This is a genomic window from Pseudomonas sp. 9Ag (genome assembly GCF_902506445.1).
Taxonomy (GTDB): Bacteria; Pseudomonadota; Gammaproteobacteria; order Pseudomonadales; family Pseudomonadaceae; genus Stutzerimonas; species Stutzerimonas stutzeri_AB.
On sequence record NZ_LR733836.1, the window covers coordinates 2,985,104 to 3,007,065 of the forward strand.

Genomic DNA, 21,962 nt, shown 5'->3' on the forward strand with positions numbered 1-21,962 from the left:
ATGGCTCATACTATCCGCCGAAGTCGTCGAGAAGGATGTTCTCCGGTTCGACGCCGAGGTCGGTGAGCATCTTGATCACCGAGGCGTTCATCATTGGCGGGCCGCACATGTAGAACTCACAATCCTCAGGCGCCGGATGGTCCTTCAGATAGTTCTCGTACAGCACGTTGTGAATGAAGCCAGTCGGACCTTCCCAGTTGTCTTCAGGTTGCGGGTCGGACAATGCAAGATGCCACTGGAAGTTGTCGTTCTCGGACTGCAGCTGATCGTATTCTTCGACGTAGAAGGCCTCGCGCATCGAGCGCGCGCCGTACCAGAAACTCATCTTGCGCTTGGATTTCAAACGCTTGAGCTGGTCGAAGATGTGAGAACGCATGGGCGCCATACCCGCACCGCCGCCGATGAAGACCATTTCCGCGTCGGTGTCTTTGGCGAAGAACTCGCCGAACGGTCCGTACACGGTCACTTTGTCACCAGGCTTCAGGCTGAAGACCCAAGAGGACATCTGGCCAGGCGGCAGATCATCTTTGCCTGGGGGTGGCGAAGCGATACGGATGTTGAACTTCACCAGCCCCACTTCCTCCGGGTAGTTCGCCATGGAGTACGCACGAATCACGGTCTCCTCGACCTTCGACACATACTTCCATTGGTTGAACTTGTCCCAGTCGCCGCGATATTCCTCCTGGATATCGAAGTCCTTGTAACGGACTTCATGAGGCGGGCATTCCAACTGCACATAACCACCCGCACGGAAGTCTACGTTCTCGCCCTCCGGCAGCTTCAAGGTGAGTTCCTTGATGAAGGTCGCCACGTTGGGGTTGGACAGAACCGTGCATTCCCATTTCTTGACGCCGAACACTTCTTCCGGGACTTCGATCTGCATGTTTGCCTTGACCGGCGTCTGGCAGGACAAGCGCCAGCCTTCCCCAGCTTCGCGACGGGTGAAGTGAGACTCCTCCGTCGGCAGCATCTCTCCGCCACCGCTTTCGACGATGCACTTGCACTGCGCGCAGGTACCACCGCCGCCGCAGGCAGACGACAGGAAGATATTGTTGGCCGCCAAGGTTTGCAGCAATTTGCCGCCAGCAGGGACCGTAATGGTGCGTTCGCCGTTGATCTCGATGCTCACGTCGCCGCTGGAGACCAGCTTGGCGCGCGCAGCGAGGATGATCACAACCAGTGCAAGCACGATGGCGGTGAACATGCCAATGGCGAGGAAAATTTCGTAACTCATCAGTTCATCCCGTCCTTACAGCTGTACGCCAGAGAAAGACATGAAGCCCAGCGACATCAGTCCGATGGTGATGAAGGTGATCCCGAGGCCCTGAAGGCCTTCCGGCACATCGCTGTACTTGAGCTTTTCGCGAATGCCGGCAAGCAAGGCGATAGCAAGCGCCCAGGACAACCCCGAACCCATGCCATAGACCACACTTTCAGCCAGGTTGTAATCGCGCTCTACCATGAACAGCGTGCCACCCATGATGGCGCAGTTCACGGTGATCAACGGCAGGAACACGCCCAGCGCGTTGTAGAGGCTGGGTACGTACTTGTCGAGGGTCATCTCCAGGATCTGAACGATCGCCGCGATTACGCCGATGTAGCTCAGCAGGCCGAGGAAGCTCAAATCGACTTCCGGCAGGCCAGCCCAGGACAACGCACCGGCCTTCAGCAGATAGGTGTAGATCAGGTTGTTGGCTGGAACGGTGATGGCCTGCACCACGATGACCGCGATACCCAGACCGATAGCCGTTTCGACCTTCTTCGAGATTGCGATGAAGGTACACATGCCAAGGAAGAACGCCAGGGCCATGTTCTCGATGAACACGGCACGGACGAACAGGCTGATGTAGTGTTCCATTAATAAGCCTCCTTGTTCGAGACCTGAGGCGCCATCTTGAAGGACGGCTTCTCGACCTGTTCCCGCTTCCAGCTACGGATGCCCCAGATGAACAGACCGATCAGGAAGAACGCAGAAGGCGGCAACAACAGCAGGCCATTCGGCAGATACCAGCCACCGTCATTGACGACGGGAAGAATGGTGTAGCCCATCAATTTACCCGCACCGAACAGCTCGCGAATGATCCCGAGCGCGATCAGCATGGCGCTGTAACCCAGGCCGTTGCCGAGCCCGTCAAAGAACGAAAGCACCGGCGGGTTCTGCATGGCAAACGCCTCGGCCCGACCCATCACGATACAGTTGGTGATGATAAGACCGACGAAGACCGAGAGCTGCTTGGACAAGGAGAACGCGTAAGCCTTGAGCACCTGATCGACCAGAATAACCAGTGACGCAATGATCACCATCTGCACGATCATGCGGATCGAACCAGGAATCTGGCTGCGGATCATCGAGATGAACAGGTTGGAGAATGCCACAACCAGTGTCAGCGCGATGGACATGACCAACGCCGTCTTCAGGTTGGAGGTAACCGCCAACGCCGAGCAGATACCAAGGATCTGCAGGCCGATGGGGTTGTTGTTGAAGACCGGATTTAACAGGACTTCCTTAATAGTAGGTTGCGACATACTCAAGCCTCCCCAGCGCGCAGGTTAGCGATAAAAGGACCGAAGCCGTTCTCACCGAGCCAGAAGTGCAACAGATTGTTGACCCCATTACTGGTCAGCGTTGCGCCGGCCAGTGCATCGACCTGATGGTCGGCTTTCGGGCTCTGCGGATCGACTCCACCTTTGACGATCTGAATCGCCAGCTCTCCATCCTCGTTGTACAGCTCCTTGCCTTCCCAGAGGCTGCGCCACTTGGGATTGTCGACTTCACCACCCAGGCCTGGTGTTTCACCGTGCTGGTAGAAGCCGAGGCCCGCCACGGTATTCAGATCCTCCTGAAGGGCAAGGAAACCGTAGAGTGTCGACCAAAGACCATAGCCACGCACGGGCAGTACCAGGGTATCCAGCTCTCCCTCGGTTTCAACGATATACACGACGCTGTACTTCTCGCGACGCTTGATCGAAGCGATGTCCTGCTCTGGTGGCAGTGCATCGGACAGCTGTGGGTCCTTCGCAGCAACCAGTGGGTCGAAGGTATTCGGATCGAACTCGTCGCTGAACTTGCCAGTTTCGAGATTGACCAGCTTGGCGACAATGCGCTCTTTATACAGCGCCTTCACCTCGGCGCCGGACATACCGGCCTCACCGAGCCCGGCAATCGCCAGAATGCTGCGCTGCTTGTCGAGCTGACGGTTCTCCAGCTGTGTCGGACGTAGTGCGACAGCCGCACCGGCAACAAATACCGAGCACACCAGACAAACCAGCAGGGCCACTATCAGCGTACGGACAGTGGATTCTTTTTGACTAGACATTGCGCGCCAGCCTCCGCTTGATATTGGCCTGGATGACGAAGTGGTCAATCAAGGGAGCACAGAGGTTGGCAAATAGAATTGCCAGCATCATGCCCTCAGGGAAGGCCGGGTTGACTACACGGATCAGCACCACCATCACACCGATGAAAATGCCATAGACCCACTTACCGGTATTGGTCATCGCAGCCGACACGGGGTCGGTGGTCATGTAGATCAGACCGAAGGCGAAACCACCCACCACCATGTGCCAGTACCAAGGCATGGCGAACAATGGATTGCTGTCCGAACCGATCAGATTGAACAACGAGCTCAGTGCGATCATGCCGATCATGGTGCCGGCAACGATACGCATCGACGCAATCTTGGTCATCAGCAGTACCGCGCCGCCAATGAAGATAGCCAGCGTACTGGTTTCGCCCAGCGAACCATGAATGGTGCCGACAAAGGCGTCCATCCAGGTGATACCGCTTTCCACAACGTTTTCTATGCCACCGGCAAAACCGAGGCTAAGAGCAGTGGCGCTGGCATAGCCGTCGACTGCAGTCCAAACCGCGTCGCCGGACATTTGTGCCGGGTAGGCGAAGAACAGGAACGCACGACCAGTCAGAGCAGGGTTGAGGAAATTCTTACCGGTGCCGCCAAAGATTTCCTTACCGATAACGATACCGAAGCTGATACCAAGTGCGACCTGCCAAAGCGGGATGCTAGGCGGCAGCGTAAGCGCGAACAGGACCGAGGTAACGAAGAAGCCCTCGTTGACCTCATGCTTGCGGATCGAAGCGAAAAGTACTTCCCAGAAGCCACCGACGATGAAGGTGACCGCATAAACCGGCAGGAAGTACGCTGCGCCTTGGATAAAGTTATCCCACGCACTGGTTGGATCGAAACCCGCCAACGCACTGATCAGTGCAAACTGCCAGCCTTCCTGTAAGGCAAGCAGATCGGGGCTTTGTGCGTAGATCAGGTTGGCCTGATAACCGGTGTTCCACATACCAAAGAACATGGCCGGAAAGGTGCAGAGCCAGACGGTAATCATCATCCGCTTCAGGTCAATGCCATCACGCACATGAGCAGTGGTCTTGGTAACGCTGCCCGGACGATAGAGGAAGGTGTCCGCCGCTTCGTAGAGCGCGTACCACTTCTCGTACTTGCCGCCCTTTTCGAAGTTGTGCTCGATCTTGTCGAGGAATTCGCGAATGCCCATGCCTTAACCCTCCTTCTCGATACGGGTCAGATTGTCTCGCAGGATCGGGCCGTACTCGTACTTGCCGGCACAGACGTAAGTGCACAACGCCAGGTCTTCTTCATCGAGCTCGAGGCAACCCAGTTTTTGCGCAACCTCGGTATCTCCAACGATCAGCGAGCGCAGCAGCTGGGTTGGAAGAATATCGAGCGGCATGACCTCCTCGTAGTTGCCCACCGGCACCATGGCGCGCGGGCTGCCGTTGGTGGAGGTTGAGAAAGCGAATTTCTTACCGCCCATCAGTTTGGAGATGTAGATATTGAGGATCGAGTGCTTGTCGCTACCGGCACGCAGGTAGTGCAGCATTTCCCGCTCCTTGCCTTCGCGCAGACAGGACACCTGCTGGTGATAGCGACCTAGAAACGCAAAAGCGCCATGCGCTGTACGGCCGCCCAAGACAGACCCGGACACGACACGATTTGCGCCAGGCTGCAGCTCGCCGGCGGTCAGTTCATCAAGATTGGCGCCCAGGCGAGTGCGTACCAGACGCGGGGTTTCTACGACCGGGCCGGCCAATGAGACCACACGCTCCACCGAAAGCTTACCGGTCAGAAACAGCGCACCGATCGCAATCACATCCTGATAACCGACCGTCCACACGCTTTTGGTGGCGCTTACTGGATCCAGGAAATGGATATGCGTGCCAGCTAGACCCGCAGGATGCGGACCAGCGAAGCGCTCAGTCTGAACTTTGGCAACCTGTTCGCCGGGCAGCGAAGCGCCATCGGCCTTGCACAGAAATAGCTTACCCAGATTGCCAAGAACCTTGAGCCCTGCTTCGAAATCAGCAGCCCGCTCCGCAATGATCACTGCTGGGTCGGCAGCCAACGGATGAGTATCAATGGCAGTGACAAAGATTGAGCTCGGCACGGCATCGATAGCCGGAACTTTGCTGTACGGACGAGTGCGCAACGCAGCCCAGAGACCGGCTTGCTGCAAATTCTCACGGACCTTCTCGTCACCCAGGCCTTCCAGCTCGGTCGAACCGTACTGGTTGAAAGTCAGCTCTTCGGTGCCCTCCAAATCGACGACCACCGATTGCAGGACGCGCTTTTCGCCACGGTGTATCGCGCTTACAACACCCGCACCAGGGGCGGTGAAGTGGACCCCAGGTATCTTCTTGTCGGAAAACAATACCTGACCCAGTTTCACGCGATCACCGACCTGAACTTCCATGGTCGGTTTCATGCCAGGGTAGTCAAACCCTACTACGGCGACGCTTCGCACGGGCCTTCCGGCCTCGATACGCTGCGCCGGCGCACCTGCAATGGGCAAATCTAGCCCACGTTTAATATTGATCATCGGCTCGCCTAACCACTGATTTTGAAAGACTTTTTTACAGGCCCAGCGATTTAGCTGAAGGTCGAATTGCACGACGCGCACCAAAAATATATTGGCGCGACGCTATGCCACGGGCCCAGGTAGAAATCCGCCCGATTATAGAGGCCGCGACACGTGACTGACCACCCAAGGCCTTCCAATTTTTTGACTGAAGACAATCGGTCATCCGCAACCGACTATTGACGCTTCGCCTGCAAGCACGATGAATACGGCATACGCGGCGAGCTGAAAAACGAAAAACGGGAGCCGAAGCTCCCGTTTTGTCTGCAGTGCTAGCTGCCTGTTAGCGTGGAAACGCAGGTGGGTTTACGCCCGCCATGTCTTCCATTACGCGCACCACCTGACAGCTGTAGCCGAACTCGTTGTCGTACCAGACATACAGCACGACACGGTTATCGCTGCAGATCGTGGCCTCAGCATCCACTACGCCTGCGTGACGAGAGCCTACGAAATCGCTTGAAACAACCTCCTGCGAATTGACGAAGTCGATCTGCTTCTGCAGGTCCGAATGCATGGCCATCTGGCGCAGGTACTCGTTGATTTCTTCGCGGTTCGTTGCCTTTTCCAGGTTCAGATTGAGAATCGCCATGGAAACGTTCGGCGTCGGAACGCGAATGGCGTTGCCGGTCAACTTGCCCTTGAGCACCGGCAGCGCCTTGGCGGCAGCTGTCGCAGCCCCCGTTTCGGTGATAACCATGTTCAGCGCAGCGCTACGACCACGACGACTGCCTTTATGGAAGTTGTCGATCAGGTTCTGGTCGTTCGTGTAGGAATGCACAGTCTCGACATGACCGTTGACGATGCCGTACTGGTCATTGACCGCCTTCAGCACCGGCACAATTGCGTTGGTGGTGCAGGACGCCGCAGATACAATTTTGTCGTCAGCCGTGATCTCGCCATGGTTGATGCCATGAACGATGTTCTTCAACTCGCCCTTGCCAGGCGCAGTCAGCACAACACGGGCAACACCCGGGCACTTGAGGTGCTGGCTGAGACCCTCGGCGTCGCGCCATTTACCGGTGTTGTCGACCAGCAGAGCGTTTTCGATACCGTACTCGGTGTAATCCACCGAAGCAGGATCGTTCGAATAGATCACCTGAATCAGGTTGCCATTGGCAGTGATGGTGTTGTTTTCGGCGTCGATGTGGATGGTGCCTTCGAACGGACCATGGACCGAATCGCGGCGCAGCAGGCTGGCGCGCTTGACCAGATCGTTGTCAGCCCCCTTGCGCACGACGATGGCACGCAGACGCAGGCCATCGCCGCCGCCCGTCTTTTCAATCAGGATGCGGGCGAGCAAGCGACCGATCCGACCGAAACCATAGAGCACGACGTCGGTGCCCTTGTGGACGCCGGTGGTGTTGCGCTTGCCAGCGACTTCAGCCAGCTCGTCACGCACGAACTGGTCAAGGCTGCGACCGTTCCCCTCGGCCTTGAACTTCCCCACGACTTTACCCAGGTCCACCGAAGCGGCACCCAGGTCCATCTGGCTCATGGTGGTAAGAATCTGATGAGTTTCATTGACGCACAGCTCGGCTTCGTCGGCCTGACGGTGACGCGCAAAACGATGAGCTTTGAGCAGTGCGATGACCGAACGGTTGATCAACCCACGGCCATAGATGGAAGTCACCACGTTGTTGTTACGATACAGCTGACCAATCAGCGGAATCATCGCTTCGGCGAGGGCTTCTCGATCAATCCATTCACCAAGACACTGGTCGGGCTTCTGAGTCACGGGCAGTTCCTTCCAACATGTAGGGGCTGAGAAAAAGGGCTACATTATGCCGCCGCACCCTAGCGTCGGCAATCTGTGCAGCCGAAACACTGACAGCGTTCCGCGCGGATAGTTACAATCCCGGCGGTCCATTTTTTATCGACCGGAGCCACGCCCACTCGTGTCCGTATTGCGCCTTCCGCCCATGCCTGCCGCCAGCGGCAAGCAAACCTGGGGCAACCTTCCTGGAGCTGCGCTGAGCCTGGCCATTGCCGAAGCCGCCAGCAACGCAGATCGATTCACTCTCCTCCTGACCGCCGACAGCCAGAGCGCCGAACGCCTGCAGGAAGAGCTTGCCTTCTTTGCGCCCGACTTGCCGGTTCTGCACTTTCCCGACTGGGAGACGCTGCCCTATGACGTTTTTTCACCGCATCAGGACATCATTTCCCAACGGATCGCAGCGCTCTATCAGCTGCCAGAGCTGACTCACGGCGTTCTGGTAGTTCCCATTACCACAGCGCTACACAAACTCGCCCCAAAGCGTTTTTTGCTCGGTTCCAGTCTGGTACTGGATGTCGGCCAGAAGCTCGATGTCGAGCAGATGCGTGCCCGGCTTGAAGCGGCCGGCTATCGCTGCGTCGATACGGTGTACGAGCATGGCGAGTTTGCAGTGCGCGGCGCGCTGATCGACCTGTTTCCGATGGGCAGCCCCCTGCCCTACCGCATCGACCTGTTCGACGACGAAATCGAAACGCTGCGCACCTTCGATCCGGAAAACCAGCGATCCATCGACAAGGTCGAGTCGATCCGCCTGCTGCCAGCTCGCGAATTCCCGCTGAAGAAGGAGTCGGTCACTGGCTTCCGCGCGCGCTTCCGTGAACGCTTCGATGTGGATTTCCGCCGTTGCCCGGTCTACCAGGATCTGTCCACCGGCATCACCCCGGCCGGAATCGAGTACTACCTGCCGCTGTTCTTCGACGAGACCTCGACACTGTTCGATTACTTGCCGGAGGACACCCAGGTGTTTTCGCTGCCGGGTATCGAGCAGGCCGCGGAGCACTTCTGGAAAGACGTACGTACTCGCTACGAAGAGCGTCGCGTCGACCCTGAGCGGCCATTGTTGCCGCCGGCCGAATTGTTCATGGCCGTCGAGGATTGCTTCGCTCACCTGAAGCTGTGGCCACGCATCGTGGCCAGCCAGGACGATGTGGAAAGCGGCATCGGCCGCGAGCGCTTTGCCGCCAGCCGCTTCCCGGAACTGGCGATCGATGCCAAGGCCAGCGAGCCGCTCGGTGCGCTTCGCCGATTCCTCGATGAATTTCCAGGCCGTGTGCTCTTCACTGCCGAATCGGCTGGTCGCCGTGAAGTTCTGCTGGAGCTACTGGCGCGACTGAAGCTACGCCCGCTGGAAGTTTCAGGCTGGCCGCAGTTTGTCGAAAGTGGTGAGCGTTTAGCCATCTCGATCGCGCCATTGGACGACGGCCTGCTTTTGCAGGATCCGGCTATCGCGCTCATTGCGGAAAGCCCGCTGTTCGGCCAACGCATCATGCAGCGCCGTCGGCGTGAAAAAGGTCGTGATGCCGGCGAGAACGTCATCAAGAACCTCACCGAACTGCGCGAAGGCGCGCCGGTGGTGCACATCGACCACGGTGTCGGTCGTTATCACGGCCTGGTCACGCTGGAAATCGAAGGCCAGGCTGCCGAATTCCTCATGTTGCAATACGCCGAGGACGCCAAGCTCTACGTGCCGGTTTCCAGCCTGCACCTGATTGCCCGCTACACCGGCAGTGACGACGCCCTCGCCCCGCTGCACCGCCTGGGTTCGGAAACCTGGCAAAAAGCCAAGCGCAAGGCCGCCGAACAGGTTCGCGATGTTGCTGCGGAGCTGCTCGACATTTATGCCCGTCGCGCCGCACGCGAAGGCTACGCCTTCGAAGATCCGCAGCTGGATTACGAAACCTTCAGCGCTGGCTTCCCGTTCGAAGAAACGCCGGACCAGCAGTCAGCCATCGAAGCCGTACGCCACGACATGCTTGCGCCCAAACCGATGGATCGCCTGATCTGCGGCGATGTGGGCTTCGGTAAGACCGAAGTCGCCATGCGAGCGGCCTTCATCGCGGTGCATAGCGGACGTCAGGTGGCGGTGCTGGTGCCCACCACCCTGCTCGCGCAGCAGCACTACAACAGCTTCCGCGACCGTTTCGCCGACTGGCCGGTGCGCGTCGAAGTGATGAGCCGCTTCAAGTCAGCCAAGGAGATTCAAGCCGCAGTCGACCAGTTGGCCGAAGGCAAAGTCGACATCCTCATCGGCACCCACAAGCTGCTGCAAGACGATGTGAAGTTCACCAATCTGGGCTTGGTGATCATCGACGAAGAGCACCGCTTCGGGGTGCGCCAGAAGGAACAGCTCAAGGCGCTGCGCAGTGAAGTAGACATTCTGACCCTGACCGCCACGCCGATTCCGCGCACGCTGAACATGGCCGTCGCGGGGATGCGCGATCTGTCCATCATCGCCACGCCGCCGGCGCGTCGACTTTCGGTGCGCACCTTTGTCATGGAGCAGCAGAACTCGGTCATCAAAGAGGCGCTACTGCGCGAGCTGCTGCGAGGCGGCCAGGTCTATTACCTGCACAACGATGTGAAAACGATCGAGAAGTGCGCCGCTGATCTCGCCGAACTGGTCCCAGAAGCACGCATCGGCGTAGGTCACGGGCAGATGCGCGAGCGTGAGCTCGAACAGGTGATGGGCGACTTCTATCACAAGCGCTTCAACGTGTTGATCGCCTCGACCATTATTGAAACGGGCATCGACGTACCGAGCGCCAACACCATCATCATCGAGCGTGCCGACAAGTTCGGCCTGGCTCAACTGCACCAGCTCCGCGGCCGGGTCGGCCGGAGCCACCACCAGGCCTATGCCTACCTGCTGACGCCGCCACGCAAGGCCATGACGCCCGACGCTGAAAAGCGCCTGGAAGCCATCGCCAATGCGCAGGATCTCGGGGCTGGTTTCGTCCTCGCCACCCACGATCTGGAGATTCGCGGCGCGGGTGAGTTGCTTGGCGATGGTCAGAGCGGGCAAATCCAGGCGGTCGGCTTCACCCTCTATATGGAAATGCTCGAGCGCGCGGTCAAATCCATTCAGAAAGGTGAACAGCCGAACCTCGACCAGCCGCTCGGCGGCGGCCCGGAAATCAACCTGCGCGTTCCGGCGCTCATCCCGGAAGATTATCTGCCGGATGTGCATACACGCCTGATTCTCTACAAGCGCATCGCTAATGCTGCCGATGAAAACGGCCTGCGCGAACTGCAAGTGGAGATGATCGATCGGTTCGGACTGCTGCCGGAGCCGGCCAAGCACCTGGTCAGGTTGACCTTGCTCAAGTTGCAGGCCGCCAGCCTCGGTATCACCAAGATCGACGCAGGCCCTCAGGGCGGGCGTATCGAGTTCGCCGCGGACACCAGCGTCGACCCGATGGTGCTGATCAAACTGATCCAGAGCCAGCCCAACCGCTACAAATTCGAAGGTGCCACGATGTTCAAGTTTCAGGTGCCGATGGAGCGTGCCGAGGAGCGCTTCAACACGCTTGAAGCGCTCCTCGAACGTTTGTCTGCGGATAAGCCTTAACGATGTCGATAACGCCTGTGCTCGCCACCCGACTCACCGATGCAGGGTGATTTTCTGCCCAACCTGCCAGCCGCATGGCGATTGCCGTTTTCTGAAAACGCTATCGCCAGGGGCCAACGGTACGCAGCGGAGAATCGCATTAGGATCGTGCGGGAGGATTCGCGGTACGTTGAAGCGACGTGTCGCGGTTCAGGTGGCAGCGTCTATCGCCAGTCGCTTGAGCTATCCCGCGATGGCAGGCTCAGCTGCCTCTGTAGCTGCCCGGTTGGCCTCAACTGCAAGCATTGCGCAGCCCTGATAGCAACCCTCGAAACGCAAGCCGAGCGCTTGCCTGCCAAGCAGAGCGAGCAGTCCGGTGAGCGCTTCCCTGACCGGCTGGAACAGTGGCTATCGCAGCTCCCGCAGGCGTTGGGCGACAACCTCCAAGCCGGCCACGGCTGGTGTCTGCACTATCTGTTATGCCCTGACTTCTCCATAGAGGTGTACAAGGCGCGCCAACACAAAGACGGCACTTGTGGTGAGCGACAGCCCTACTACGGTCTGCGTGAAGCCGGCTTTCGCCAGCCAAACTTCATGCAACCGCTGGATCTACGCATTGCCGCACTGGCTACGCTGGGCCGCACGTCAGGTAACGGGTTCAACCCGAACGGCGAGAACGGCGGCGAAATCCTGCGACTGATTCTCCAGACCGGTCGCGCCTTTCTCAGTTGGGATCAGCCCCCTCTGCAGCCCGGAAGAACCCGCCAGGCGCGCTTCAGCTGGAACGAGCAATCCGACGGCAGCTTCAAGCCTGGCCTGGACATGGCCGATACCGACGGCCAACTGATCACCACTGTGGACCCGCTGTACTACTTCGACAGGACCCGGAACGAACTGGGCTTGGTCGATCACGGTCTGCCGATGTCGCTGGCCCGACACCTGCTCGATGCACCTGCGGTGCCGTCCGCCCAGGCCGCCCTGTTCAGCCTGACGCTGCATGAAATCGCCCCACAACTGCCGGCCCCCGCCAAGCCTGAAGAACATCAGGTCGATGACCTGCTCCCCCTGCCCCACCTGAGCCTCGGCAGTCATCTGGCGGTCAACTACCAGCCCAGCAGCGGGCGCATGGTCAGCGAGCACCAGCATCGTGCCGGGCTGAGTTTCCTCTACGGCCGCACTCAGGTTCACGGCAAAGCCAAGCCTGGTCAGCGCGTACGCCAGACCGAAGGCACTCGCGTGCTTAGCATTGCCCGCCAGCCAGACGTCGAGCAGGCACTGCGTCAGCAATTGCAGCAACTGGGTTTCCGTCCGGCGCTGCGTCAGAGCCTGGCGCTTCCCAAGGACTCGGCAGAGATGTTCGAGCTGCAGAACGAGGCGGCCTGGCTCACTTTCACGCAGACCCAGCTCTCCCCGCTGCGCGAGCAAGGCTGGCAGGTGGTCATGCAGCCCGGCTTTGCTTATGACGTGACACAGATTGATGCCTGGTATGCCGAGGTCGACGAACCGCCCGAGCACAGCTGGTTCGACCTGGAACTGGGCATCATCGTCGAAGGTGAGCGGATCAGTCTGTTGCCGGTTCTGCTCAGCCTGATCAGGCGCAGCCCGGCCCTGCTTTCAGCGCAAGCGCTGGCGCAACGCAGCGACGAAGAGACCCTTCGGGTGCAACTTGCCCGACGCCGTGACGGCGATGATCAGCCACTGCAAGTGTTGCTGCCTTTTGGTCGTTTGAAGCCCATCCTCGCCACTCTGTCCGAGCTATATCTGCAGGAACAGCCAAACGGCGAAAACCTTCGGCTGGAGCGATCCGATGCAGCGCGGCTGGCCGAACTGGATGCGCTTCCCTTGCAATGGAAGGGTGGCGAGCACTTGCGGGAGTTCGCCCAGCGACTGCGCGACTACCGCGCGCAGGACATCAGCCCACCGCAGGGTCTGAACGCAACGCTGCGCCCCTATCAGCTGGATGGCCTGCGCTGGATGCAAACCCTACGCACTCTCGCGGTCGGCGGTATCCTGGGCGACGACATGGGCCTGGGTAAAACATTGCAGACCCTTGCTCACCTGTTACTCGAGAAGCAAGACGGCAAGCTGGACCGCCCCTCGCTCGTCGTGATGCCCACCACGCTTATCCCCAATTGGCAGGACGAAGCGGCCCGCTTCGCGCCTTCACTGAAAGTCGCGACGCTGCATGGGACGACACGTCGAAAGCTCTACCAGCATCTGGGCGATTACGATCTGCTGCTCACCACCTATGCGCTGCTGCCCAAAGACATCGACCTGCTCGCAGAAACACCGCTGCATGTGCTGGTGCTCGATGAAGCCCAGAACATCAAGAATGCCAGCAGCAAGGCGGCACAAGCCGCCGGACGCCTGGACGCCCGCCAGCGCCTCTGCCTGACCGGCACGCCGCTGGAAAACCATCTGGGCGAACTCTGGTCGCTGCTTCATTTCCTCATGCCCGGCTGGCTGGGTGACACCAAGCAATTCAACCGGGACTACCGCACGCCCATCGAGAAACACGGCGACGCCGAGCGGCTGGAGCACCTCAGCAAACGGATAAAACCTTTCCTGCTCAGGCGGCGTAAAGAGCAGGTTGCCCAGGAGCTGCCGCCGAAAACTGAGATCCTGCACTGGGTCGAACTCAGCCCGGCTCAGCGCGACCTGTACGAAACCGTACGACTGGCCATGGACAGCAAGGTCCGCGAGGAGATTGACCGCAAAGGCCTGGCGCGCAGCCAGATCGTTATCCTCGATGCACTGCTCAAGCTGCGTCAGGTGTGCTGTGATCTGCGCCTGGTCAAGGGCGAAGCCGTGCGACCAGTTCGTGGCGGCACCTCAGGCAAACTCGATAGCCTGATGGAGATGCTGACCGAACTGCTCGCTGAAGGCCGGCGCATCCTGTTGTTTTCACAGTTCACCTCGATGCTCGCGTTGATCGAAGACGAGCTGCAGAGCCGCGCCATCGACTACGTTCAGATCACCGGCGAAACCAAGGACCGGCGCACCCCGGTCAAGCGGTTCCAGAACGGGGACGTCCCGCTGTTTCTGATCAGCCTGAAAGCTGGCGGTACTGGCTTGAACCTGACCGCCGCCGACACCGTGATCCATTACGACCCCTGGTGGAACCCGGCCGCGGAAAATCAGGCCACCGACCGCGCCCACCGCATCGGTCAGGACAAACCGGTATTCGTTTACAAGCTGATCGCCAGGGCTACCGTCGAAGAGAAGATCCAGCAACTGCAGCAACGCAAAGCCGAACTGGCTTCCGGCGTGCTGGACGCCGGTGAGCAAGGCGGCTGGCAACTGGAGCCGAGTGATATCGAGGCGCTGTTTGCGCCACTGCCCTAGGGAAATGCATATGCGCCGACTGGTTGCCCCTGCCGATTACGATCGCGTCTACGACATCTACATGCACGAAACGGTGGTGCCTTTCCTCGGCTTCGACCCGATGCCACGGGAGGCTTTCAGCAAGGTGTTCAACCCGTTGTTCGAGAGCGGCTGTTTTTACCTGTACGAGGTCGATGGCGAAGTGATGGGCTTCTACAAGGCGCAGCGGCATGTTGGTCGCACCGCCCATGTGGCCTACCTGGGAACCTTGGCCGTGGCGCCGGAAGCGCAAGGCCGAGGCGTCGCCGTTGCAATGATGCAGGACGCGATCTCGCGGCTGTGGCAAGCGGGCATCACCCGTATCGAGCTGACAGTTGAGGCGGACAATCCCCGTGCCATCGCGTTTTATGAACGCCTGGGCTTTGTCCACGAGGGTACTCAGCGCGCGGCCTACAAACGTGCCCGCGACAGCGGCTACGTCGACGAGCTGATGTACGGGTTGCTGCGGAACGATTGATCGCAGGTCGCCGAGGTGCCGGGCGAGCCAAGCCGCCTCGGCACAATGGGCAGCGGGTCAGCTTTTCAGCTTCACCGTGGTCTGGGCCACTAGCTCGCCCTGATAGCGGGCAATGGTCAGTTCCTTGTTCGAAGGCTGACGCGAGCCATCACCGCCAGCGATAGTCGAAGCGCCATAAGGCGTTCCGCCGTTCATTTCGGAGATGTCGAAGAACTCGCCGATGCCATAACCGGTCGGCACGATGATCATTCCGTGGTGGGCCAGGGTGGTCCAGGTCGAGGTAATGGTCATCTCCTGGCCACCGCCGGTGCCGGTGGAAGTGAACACGCTGGCGACCTTGCCATGCAGCGCGCCCTTGGCCCAGAGCCCGCCGGTCTGGTCGAGGAAGGTGCGCATCTGACTGGACATGTTGCCGAAGCGCGTTGGCGTACCAAAAATGATCGCGTCGTAATCGGCCAGCTCCGAGGGATTGGCGACCGGCGCCTCCTGGTCAACCTTGCCGCCTGCATTTTTGAAAGCCTCTTCCGGCATGGTTTCCGGCACGCGCTTGACGGTCACTTCCGCCCCTTCCACACGACGCGCACCTTCGGCCACTGCATTGGCCATGGTTTCGACGTGGCCATACATTGAGTGGTACAGCACGAGAATCTTTGCCATTTTCAGTTTCCTCTTCCTGGGTTGTATTCCTGCTTTAGTCGATACGCTCAGCGCACATCGACCAGCACAATTTCGCTGTCTTCCAACGCCTTGATGCTCAGCCGCGTCTCATCTCGCACGGCGACCCCATCGCCTGCCGCCGCAATTCGCTCACCTACTGCGATACGCCCGCTGGCAGGCACCATGTAGACCTTACGGTCCGGGCCAATGTCGTATTCGGCAACCTGACCGGCCGAAAGTGTCGCGGCAACCAGACGGGCATCGGCTCGTATGGGCAGGGCGTCGCCGTCTTCAGCCATGCCGCTGGCCAGGGTGACGAAGCTGCCAGCCCGCTCGCCTGCTGGAAAAGGTCGTGTGCCCCAGGCGGGCGGTAAGCCGGACTGGTCCGGATAGATCCAGATCTGGAAGATCTCGGTGGTCTCGTCTTCGAGGTTGTATTCGCTATGGGCGATGCCGATGCCCGCGCTCATCACCTGTACGTCACCGGCCACGGTCCGCCCACGATTGCCGAGGCTGTCCTCATGGGTGATCGCCCCCTTGCGCACATAGGTGATGATTTCCATGTCACGGTGCGGATGGGTCGGGAATCCGGAGTGCGGGGCGATGCTGTCGTCATTCCAGACCCGTAGATGGCCCCAGTGCATGCGCGCCGGATCGTGGTATTCAGCGAACGAGAAGTGATGACGCGTATCCAGCCATCCGTGTTGAGCAGCGCCAAGGCCCACGCGGGGACGAATATCGATCATTGCAGAAGCCTCAATGTCTGGCCGGCTCGACTGTCGGCGCCGAGCGGCGGAATGAAGCCATCTTCTATTGGATCGGCGAGTGCATGGTTGGATTATTCCGCACAAATCAATCGCAAAAACCGATACGTCGGCTTGTCAGTCGAGAAAAGCAAGCACATCCTCCAGCAGCAACTCGGGCACCTCTTCAGGCAAATAGTGCCCAGCCGGTAACGCCTTGCCTCGTACGTCCTGCGCCACCACACGCCACGCCTTCAGCGGATCGAAGCATCGCTCGATGATTCCGTGCGCCCCCCAAAGCACCAGTAACGGTGCCTGGATCATTCGCCCAGCGGCGCGATCAGCACGGTCATGCTCAAGGTCGATGCCGGCACTGGCCCGATAGTCTTCGCAGAACGCGTGGATGGTGCCCGGCTGCTTCATGCAACGAAGGTATTCGGCGTAAGCCTCCTCAGTGAATGGGTGCACATGATCAGCACGAGTCGCCACGGCGCTTTGCAGAACGAGTTCAGGGTTCGCTTCGAGCAGGGTTTCCGGCAGCGGCGCCGGTCGGATCAGAAAGAACCAGTGCCAATAGGCACGCGCGAAGGTTTCGTCGGTCTGGCTGTACATGGCCAGGGTCGGCGCGATATCCAGCAGGATCATCCTCCGTACCGCTTCAGGATGATCCATCGCCAGCCGATGGCTAACTCTCGCACCGCGGTCATGGGCGAGAATGTCAAAGTGCTCGAAGCCCAGCGAGCGCATCAGCTCGACCTGATCGCGCGCCATTTCGCGCTTGCTATAGGCGACGTGGTTCTCGCCGCCGTCGGGCTTGCTGCTATCGCCATAACCACGCAGGTCAGCCGCCACGACGGTGAAGCGCTCAGCCAGCTGATCGGCGATTTCGTGCCAGATCACATGGGTTTGCGGGTAGCCGTGCAGCAAGAGGAGGGGCGGACCGGAGCCGCCCTTCCGATAGTTGATCCGAACGCCATTGACCTCGCACTTGCTACGCTGGAACTGCTCGAACATGGGACCGCTCCTGAGATGGTGCCCTAAGCCTAGGCGTACCCGAAGCAATCGCAACAGGCTCAAGGCCGCAAACCAGCGTCAGCCCAGCGCCAGCGGCAGGAACAGTGCGATCAGGATACCCAGCAGACTCATCCCCAGCGCCGAAAACGCGCCACACTCGTCCCCCTCCTCCAGCGCCCGCGCCGTACCGATGGCGTGCGCATTGATGCCGTAGCTCAAACCGCGTGCCGCCGGGTGATCGACCCCAGCCCAACCCAGCAACAGTGGGCCCAAGGCCGTACCGATCACGCCCGTCAGCATGACGAAGACCGCCGCCAGCGACGCGAGGCCGCCCAATTGCTCAGCCACCAGCATGGCAATCGGCATGGTTGCCGCCTTTGGTGACAGGCTCATCAATACGGCCATGTCCGCGCCCAACAAGCCGGCAATGGTCAGCGTCAGGACGACGCCCAGCACCCCGCCGCTCACCAGGGTGATAACGATCGGCCAGAACAGCTGCTGAATGCGGCGGATATGACGGTACAACGGCACCGCCAAGGCGACCGTCGCAGGGCCGACCAGGACGGCGATCATCGACGCATCGGCCCGATAGTTCGCATAGTCGATGCCGCACAGGTACAGCGTGCCGACCACCAGCAACATGCCAACCATCACCGGCTGCAGCACCAGCCAGCCGCTGCGCCGGTAGAGCGCCAGCGCCAGCTGAAACGCAATCAGCGTGAGCCCTACGGAAAACAGCGGATGATCCAGCGTCATGGCCCAAACGCTGCGCCAATCGAGACCGCTCATGCCTGATCCTCACGCTGCCGATCCATTCGTCTGATCAGCGTCTGCATCAGCCAACCGCAGAACGGCACGGTCACCACCAGCGACAGGACCAATCCGGCGGCAATAGCCGGCAGGTCGGCGAGCAACGCATCGCTGCTGGTCATGATTCCCGCCGCCGGCACGATGAGCAGCAACGGCAAGTACTGCAACAGCAGCGCAGCGGTCTTCTCGAGGGGCTCAGGAATGCCTCGCCGCAGCAGTAACAGCGCAAACAGCAACACCATGCCAATGATCGGGCCCGGCAAGGCGGGCAGCAGCGAGAGGTGGATGACGCTGCCGAGCAGCTGCAGTACGACCAGCCAGGTCAGGCCTTTGAGAATCATCAGGGGTCCTATCAAGCGGTTGAGCGGAACGGGTAATCATGCCGGGAATGGGCGCTGACAGCACGCTTCGGCCACAGCCGACGAACTATGACTTGCCTCGCGCGCCTCGAAACAGGTGCAGATGGGCACGGAAAAACCGTATCAGCTGCTCGCGGTGACTGTGGCCTGGCGTCGCATGCTACAGACACGGTACAACGTTCAAATTTACCGAGGTCGTCGCCAAAACCCTACGTTACGCCGGCGCACGCCTTGGATGGACCGTCGGATGCTAATCCAGACCAGCACAGCGGCCATCTGATGCGTATTTTTCAGCGGTACCTGATCCTGTTATGCGAAACACCCTGATCAGATCATCGGCGCCGCCTGATATAGCCTGACAGGGGCACCCCAATGACCGAACGCATCCCCGCAACAATCATCAACACCGTCGATCCACGCAAACCGATCCGCCTGACCCCGGCACAGGCGGGCGGGCCGATTAACACCCGCAGTTTTACCGGCCTGTTCCGCAACCTGCGCCTGATAGGCGGCGGACTTTTGTTCCTGCTCTATTTCGGCACCCAGTGGTTGACTTGGGGCGGACGCCAGGCGGTGCTATGGGATCTGAACAAACAACAGTTCCATATCTTCGGGGCGACATTCTGGCCGCAGGATTTCATCCTGTTATCGGCGTTGCTGATCATCGCCGCCTTCGGCTTGTTCTTCATCACCGTGCTCGCGGGGCGCGTCTGGTGCGGCTACGCCTGCCCGCAAAGCACCTGGACCTGGCTGTTCATGTGGGCTGAGAAAGTCACCGAGGGCGATCGCAGCCAGCGAATCAAGCTGGACGCCGCCCCGCTGTCACTCAGCAAGCTGTCACGGCGCGCTGCCAAGCACGCCGTCTGGCTGGCCGTGAGCCTGGCCACGGCGATTGCCTTCGTCGGCTACTTCACCCCGGTCCGTGATCTGCTCATCGACCTGTTCAGCCTGCAGCTGGGCGGGACCGCCGCTTTCTGGATTTTCTTCTTCACCGCCGCGACCTACATCAACGCCGGCTGGCTGCGTGAACAGGTGTGCGTGCACATGTGCCCCTATTCACGCTTCCAGAGTGTGATGTTCGATGCCGACACGCTGGTGGTGTCCTACGATACCGCCCGGGGTGAGCAACGAGGCGCGCGGCGCAAAGACGCCAATCCACACGCCGAGGGTCTTGGTGACTGCATCGACTGCACGCTGTGCGTGCAGGTCTGCCCCACCGGCATCGATATCCGCGACGGTTTGCAACTCGACTGCCTGAGTTGCGGTGCCTGTATCGACGCCTGCGACAGCGTCATGGACAAGATGGGTTACGCCCGGGGTCTGGTCCGCTATACCTCCGAACGTGCGCTCGAAGGCGACCAGACCAGGCTGCTGCGACCGCGTCTGATCGGCTATGCCGGAGCGCTGGTAGTTATGATCGGTGCCTTCGTCTGGGCGTTGGAAGCGCGACCGACGTTATCCCTGGATGTAACCAAGGACCGCACCCTCTACCGAGAGAATATCCATGGCCAGATCGAAAACATGTACAGCCTGAAAATGATCAACAAAACCCAGCAGCAGCGCGACTATCTGATCACCTTGGGCGAAGGCCCCTACGAGCTGCACGGCCCGCACCAGATCAGCCTAACCGCAGGTGAGATCGTCGACGTACCGGTCAGCGTGGCGCTCGTTGACGCCAATGGGGGTGCGCACGCCAAACTGCACTTTTCGGTCACTGACGCGAGCGACCCGGCACGCCAGGTAACGGCGCCAAGTACCTTCATTGCTCCGAGGGTTCGGTAGGATGGTGGCAGCTCGCACGAGCCCGCTCACGCGGCTGACCGATATTGCCCCTTGCTGAAGCGGAAGCAGATGAAGCGCTACGAGAAATTCGCTGACGAAATAGCCGAACTGATCCGCTCCGGCGTGCTGGCGCCCGGTGAAAAGGTGCCGTCCGTGCGCCATGCCAGTCGCACCTACGGCGTTAGTCCCTCCACCGTATTCCAGGCCTACTACCTGCTGGAGGATCGCGGCTTGATCCAGGCCCGGGCGCGCTCGGGCTATTTTGTCCGCGAGCACGCCAGACGCCTGCTTCCCGAGCCCGAGATCAGCCCACGCCTGAGCGAAACCACCGATGTCGACGTTAGCGAACTGGTGTTTTCGGTGCTCGCCTCGCTGCGCGATCCGGACACCGTTCCGTTCGGTTCCGCCTTCCCCAGTCCTGATCTGTTCCCGCTGCAACGCCTGGCGCGCTCAATGGCGCACACCGTGCGCGAGATGCCGGGGCGTGAAGTGATCGCCGAGATGACTACCGGCCACCCTGACCTGCGCCGGCAGATCGCGCTGCGCTATATGGTCAGCGGAGTCATGCTGCCGTTGGACGAGCTGGTAATCACCACCGGCGCCATGGAAGCGTTGAATCTCTGTTTACAGGTGGTCACCCAGCCGGGGGATCTGGTCGCCATCGAAGCGCCCGCGTTCTATGCCACTTTGCAGGTGCTGGAGCGGCTCAAGCTCAAGGCTGTGGAAATCCCGGTGCATCCGCGGGACGGAATCGACCTGAGCACCCTGGAAAGCCGGCTGAGCAGCTTGCCGATCAAGGCTTGCTGGTTCATGAGCAGCCTGCAGAATCCGCTCGGAGCGAGCATGAGCGAAGCAAACAAAGAGAACCTCTATGCGTTGCTGCAGCGCCATCAAGTCCCGCTGATCGAAGACGACGTCTACGCCGAGCTGTACTTCAACCAGGAGCCGCCGAAACCGGTCAAGAGCCACGACCGTGACGGATGGGTGATGCATTGCGGCTCTTTTTCCAAAAGCCTGGCGCCGGGTTACCGGATCGGCTGGGTGGCGGGCGGCCGCTATGCCGAACAGATCAGCCGCCTCAAGCTGATGACGACGATCTCACCCTCGGTGCCGGCCCAAGCGGCTATCGCAGATTACTTGCAACACGGCGGCTACGACCGCCATTTACGTAAATTGCGTCATGCACTGGAGCGTCAACAGGGCGAAATGCTTGCCTCCGCCGCGCGTCACTTTCCGGCCAGCACCCGGGTAACGTGGCCCAGCGGCGGCTACTTCCTCTGGTTCGAATTTCCCGAGGGGGTCGATTCGCTGCAATTGTTGCAGCTGGCGCTCGCGCAGGGCATCAGCATCGCTCCAGGCCCGATCTTTTCAGCCACCCGGCGCTTTCGCAACTGTGCACGCCTGAACTACGGCCATCCCTGGGACGAGCGCAGCGAAAAAGCGATGGAGCTGCTCGGGCGGATCGTGAAATCGTTCAAGCGCCCGGTTCGATAGCGGCGCTGCGTGACGCGAGCGCCCCTGTTCCAGACCCGGG

Annotated in this window: 17 protein-coding genes; 5 read left to right on the forward strand and 12 right to left on the reverse strand. The window is 60.1% G+C overall.

What is annotated here, in order from left to right; all coding sequences use genetic code 11:
* Window positions 1-10 precede the first annotated feature (10 nt).
* The 7 genes from nqrF to ALTERO38_RS13505 form a co-directional block, all read right to left on the reverse strand.
* The gene (gene nqrF / locus ALTERO38_RS13475) at window positions 11-1,237 is read right to left on the reverse strand and encodes an NADH:ubiquinone reductase (Na(+)-transporting) subunit F (protein ID WP_178114644.1); all 1,227 of its coding nucleotides are present in this window, start codon (window positions 1,235-1,237) and stop codon (window positions 11-13) included.
* Window positions 1,238-1,249: 12 nt separating this feature from the next.
* The gene (gene nqrE / locus ALTERO38_RS13480; RefSeq protein WP_102834833.1) at window positions 1,250-1,858 is read right to left on the reverse strand and encodes an NADH:ubiquinone reductase (Na(+)-transporting) subunit E; all 609 of its coding nucleotides are present in this window, start codon (window positions 1,856-1,858) and stop codon (window positions 1,250-1,252) included.
* Window positions 1,858-2,532, reverse strand: a complete 675-nt coding sequence (locus ALTERO38_RS13485) for an NADH:ubiquinone reductase (Na(+)-transporting) subunit D (RefSeq protein WP_178114591.1) — start codon at window positions 2,530-2,532, stop codon at window positions 1,858-1,860. The genes nqrE and ALTERO38_RS13485 overlap by 1 nt, the downstream gene beginning before the upstream one ends.
* Window positions 2,529-3,317 (reverse strand): Na(+)-translocating NADH-quinone reductase subunit C, encoded by a 789-nt coding sequence (locus ALTERO38_RS13490; RefSeq protein WP_102834835.1) that lies wholly within the window; start codon window positions 3,315-3,317, stop codon window positions 2,529-2,531. The genes ALTERO38_RS13485 and ALTERO38_RS13490 overlap by 4 nt, the downstream gene beginning before the upstream one ends.
* On the reverse strand, window positions 3,310-4,521 hold the full coding sequence (locus ALTERO38_RS13495; protein WP_159968701.1) for an NADH:ubiquinone reductase (Na(+)-transporting) subunit B: 1,212 nt from the start codon (window positions 4,519-4,521) through the stop codon (window positions 3,310-3,312). The genes ALTERO38_RS13490 and ALTERO38_RS13495 overlap by 8 nt, the downstream gene beginning before the upstream one ends.
* 3 nt (window positions 4,522-4,524) lie before the next feature.
* Window positions 4,525-5,862: a Na(+)-translocating NADH-quinone reductase subunit A gene (locus ALTERO38_RS13500; protein WP_102834837.1), complete on the reverse strand. Its 1,338-nt coding sequence runs from the start codon at window positions 5,860-5,862 to the stop codon at window positions 4,525-4,527.
* A 322-nt stretch (window positions 5,863-6,184) separates the two neighbouring features.
* Window positions 6,185-7,636, reverse strand: coding sequence for a glyceraldehyde-3-phosphate dehydrogenase (locus ALTERO38_RS13505; RefSeq protein ID WP_102834838.1), 1,452 nt, complete (start codon window positions 7,634-7,636; stop codon window positions 6,185-6,187).
* Between the two features lie 160 nt (window positions 7,637-7,796).
* Here ALTERO38_RS13505 and mfd point away from each other — a divergent pair, with 160 nt between their 5' ends.
* The 3 genes from mfd to ALTERO38_RS13520 are packed head-to-tail and all read left to right on the forward strand — an operon-like array spanning window position 7,797 to window position 15,063.
* Entirely contained in the window at window positions 7,797-11,243 is a 3,447-nt protein-coding gene (gene mfd, locus ALTERO38_RS13510) for a transcription-repair coupling factor (protein ID WP_159968702.1), read from the forward strand.
* Window positions 11,244-11,282: 39 nt separating this feature from the next.
* Entirely contained in the window at window positions 11,283-14,567 is a 3,285-nt protein-coding gene (locus ALTERO38_RS13515; RefSeq protein ID WP_256663898.1) for a DEAD/DEAH box helicase, read from the forward strand.
* Window positions 14,568-14,577: 10 nt separating this feature from the next.
* Window positions 14,578-15,063 carry a GNAT family N-acetyltransferase gene (locus ALTERO38_RS13520; protein ID WP_256663899.1) on the forward strand — a complete coding sequence of 162 codons (486 nt, stop codon included), beginning with the start codon at window positions 14,578-14,580 and terminating at the stop codon, window positions 15,061-15,063.
* Between the two features lie 57 nt (window positions 15,064-15,120).
* Here the strand turns inward: ALTERO38_RS13520 and wrbA are convergent, their stop codons facing one another.
* The 5 genes from wrbA to ALTERO38_RS13545 form a co-directional block, all read right to left on the reverse strand.
* The gene (gene wrbA / locus ALTERO38_RS13525) at window positions 15,121-15,720 is read right to left on the reverse strand and encodes an NAD(P)H:quinone oxidoreductase (RefSeq protein WP_102834841.1); all 600 of its coding nucleotides are present in this window, start codon (window positions 15,718-15,720) and stop codon (window positions 15,121-15,123) included.
* Window positions 15,721-15,767: 47 nt separating this feature from the next.
* Window positions 15,768-16,466 (reverse strand): pirin family protein, encoded by a 699-nt coding sequence (locus tag ALTERO38_RS13530; protein ID WP_159968704.1) that lies wholly within the window; start codon window positions 16,464-16,466, stop codon window positions 15,768-15,770.
* Between the two features lie 135 nt (window positions 16,467-16,601).
* A complete protein-coding gene (locus tag ALTERO38_RS13535) occupies window positions 16,602-17,477 on the reverse strand; it encodes an alpha/beta fold hydrolase (RefSeq protein WP_159968705.1) in 876 nt (291 codons plus the stop codon).
* A gap of 78 nt (window positions 17,478-17,555) precedes the next feature.
* On the reverse strand, window positions 17,556-18,266 hold the full coding sequence (locus ALTERO38_RS13540; RefSeq protein ID WP_159968706.1) for an LrgB family protein: 711 nt from the start codon (window positions 18,264-18,266) through the stop codon (window positions 17,556-17,558).
* Entirely contained in the window at window positions 18,263-18,628 is a 366-nt protein-coding gene (locus ALTERO38_RS13545; RefSeq protein ID WP_102834845.1) for a CidA/LrgA family protein, read from the reverse strand. Before ALTERO38_RS13545 ends, ALTERO38_RS13540 begins: the two co-directional genes overlap by 4 nt.
* A gap of 390 nt (window positions 18,629-19,018) precedes the next feature.
* On the opposite strand from ALTERO38_RS13545, the gene ccoG reads away from it, so the two are divergent.
* Window positions 19,019-20,428: a cytochrome c oxidase accessory protein CcoG gene (gene ccoG / locus ALTERO38_RS13550; protein WP_159968707.1), complete on the forward strand. Its 1,410-nt coding sequence runs from the start codon at window positions 19,019-19,021 to the stop codon at window positions 20,426-20,428.
* A 69-nt stretch (window positions 20,429-20,497) separates the two neighbouring features.
* On the forward strand, window positions 20,498-21,922 hold the full coding sequence (mapR, locus tag ALTERO38_RS13555) for a GntR family transcriptional regulator MpaR (RefSeq protein WP_159969711.1): 1,425 nt from the start codon (window positions 20,498-20,500) through the stop codon (window positions 21,920-21,922).
* Window positions 21,923-21,962: the final 40 nt, after the last annotated feature.

Coding starts and splice junctions, on each gene's coding strand:
- ALTERO38_RS13500 (WP_102834837.1), bottom strand. CDS start 5,862: ATGATCAATATTAAACGTGGGCTAGATTTGCCCATTGCAGGTGCGCCG.
- ccoG (WP_159968707.1), top strand. CDS start 19,019: ATGACCGAACGCATCCCCGCAACAATCATCAACACCGTCGATCCACGC.
- ALTERO38_RS13535 (WP_159968705.1), bottom strand. CDS start 17,477: ATGTTCGAGCAGTTCCAGCGTAGCAAGTGCGAGGTCAATGGCGTTCGG.
- ALTERO38_RS13515 (WP_256663898.1), top strand. CDS start 11,283: ATGCAGGGTGATTTTCTGCCCAACCTGCCAGCCGCATGGCGATTGCCG.
- ALTERO38_RS13520 (WP_256663899.1), top strand. CDS start 14,578: ATGCGCCGACTGGTTGCCCCTGCCGATTACGATCGCGTCTACGACATC.
- ALTERO38_RS13495 (WP_159968701.1), bottom strand. CDS start 4,521: ATGGGCATTCGCGAATTCCTCGACAAGATCGAGCACAACTTCGAAAAG.
- ALTERO38_RS13530 (WP_159968704.1), bottom strand. CDS start 16,466: ATGATCGATATTCGTCCCCGCGTGGGCCTTGGCGCTGCTCAACACGGA.
- wrbA (WP_102834841.1), bottom strand. CDS start 15,720: ATGGCAAAGATTCTCGTGCTGTACCACTCAATGTATGGCCACGTCGAA.
- nqrE (WP_102834833.1), bottom strand. CDS start 1,858: ATGGAACACTACATCAGCCTGTTCGTCCGTGCCGTGTTCATCGAGAAC.
- mapR (WP_159969711.1), top strand. CDS start 20,498: ATGAAGCGCTACGAGAAATTCGCTGACGAAATAGCCGAACTGATCCGC.
- ALTERO38_RS13540 (WP_159968706.1), bottom strand. CDS start 18,266: ATGAGCGGTCTCGATTGGCGCAGCGTTTGGGCCATGACGCTGGATCAT.
- ALTERO38_RS13490 (WP_102834835.1), bottom strand. CDS start 3,317: ATGTCTAGTCAAAAAGAATCCACTGTCCGTACGCTGATAGTGGCCCTG.
- ALTERO38_RS13545 (WP_102834845.1), bottom strand. CDS start 18,628: ATGATTCTCAAAGGCCTGACCTGGCTGGTCGTACTGCAGCTGCTCGGC.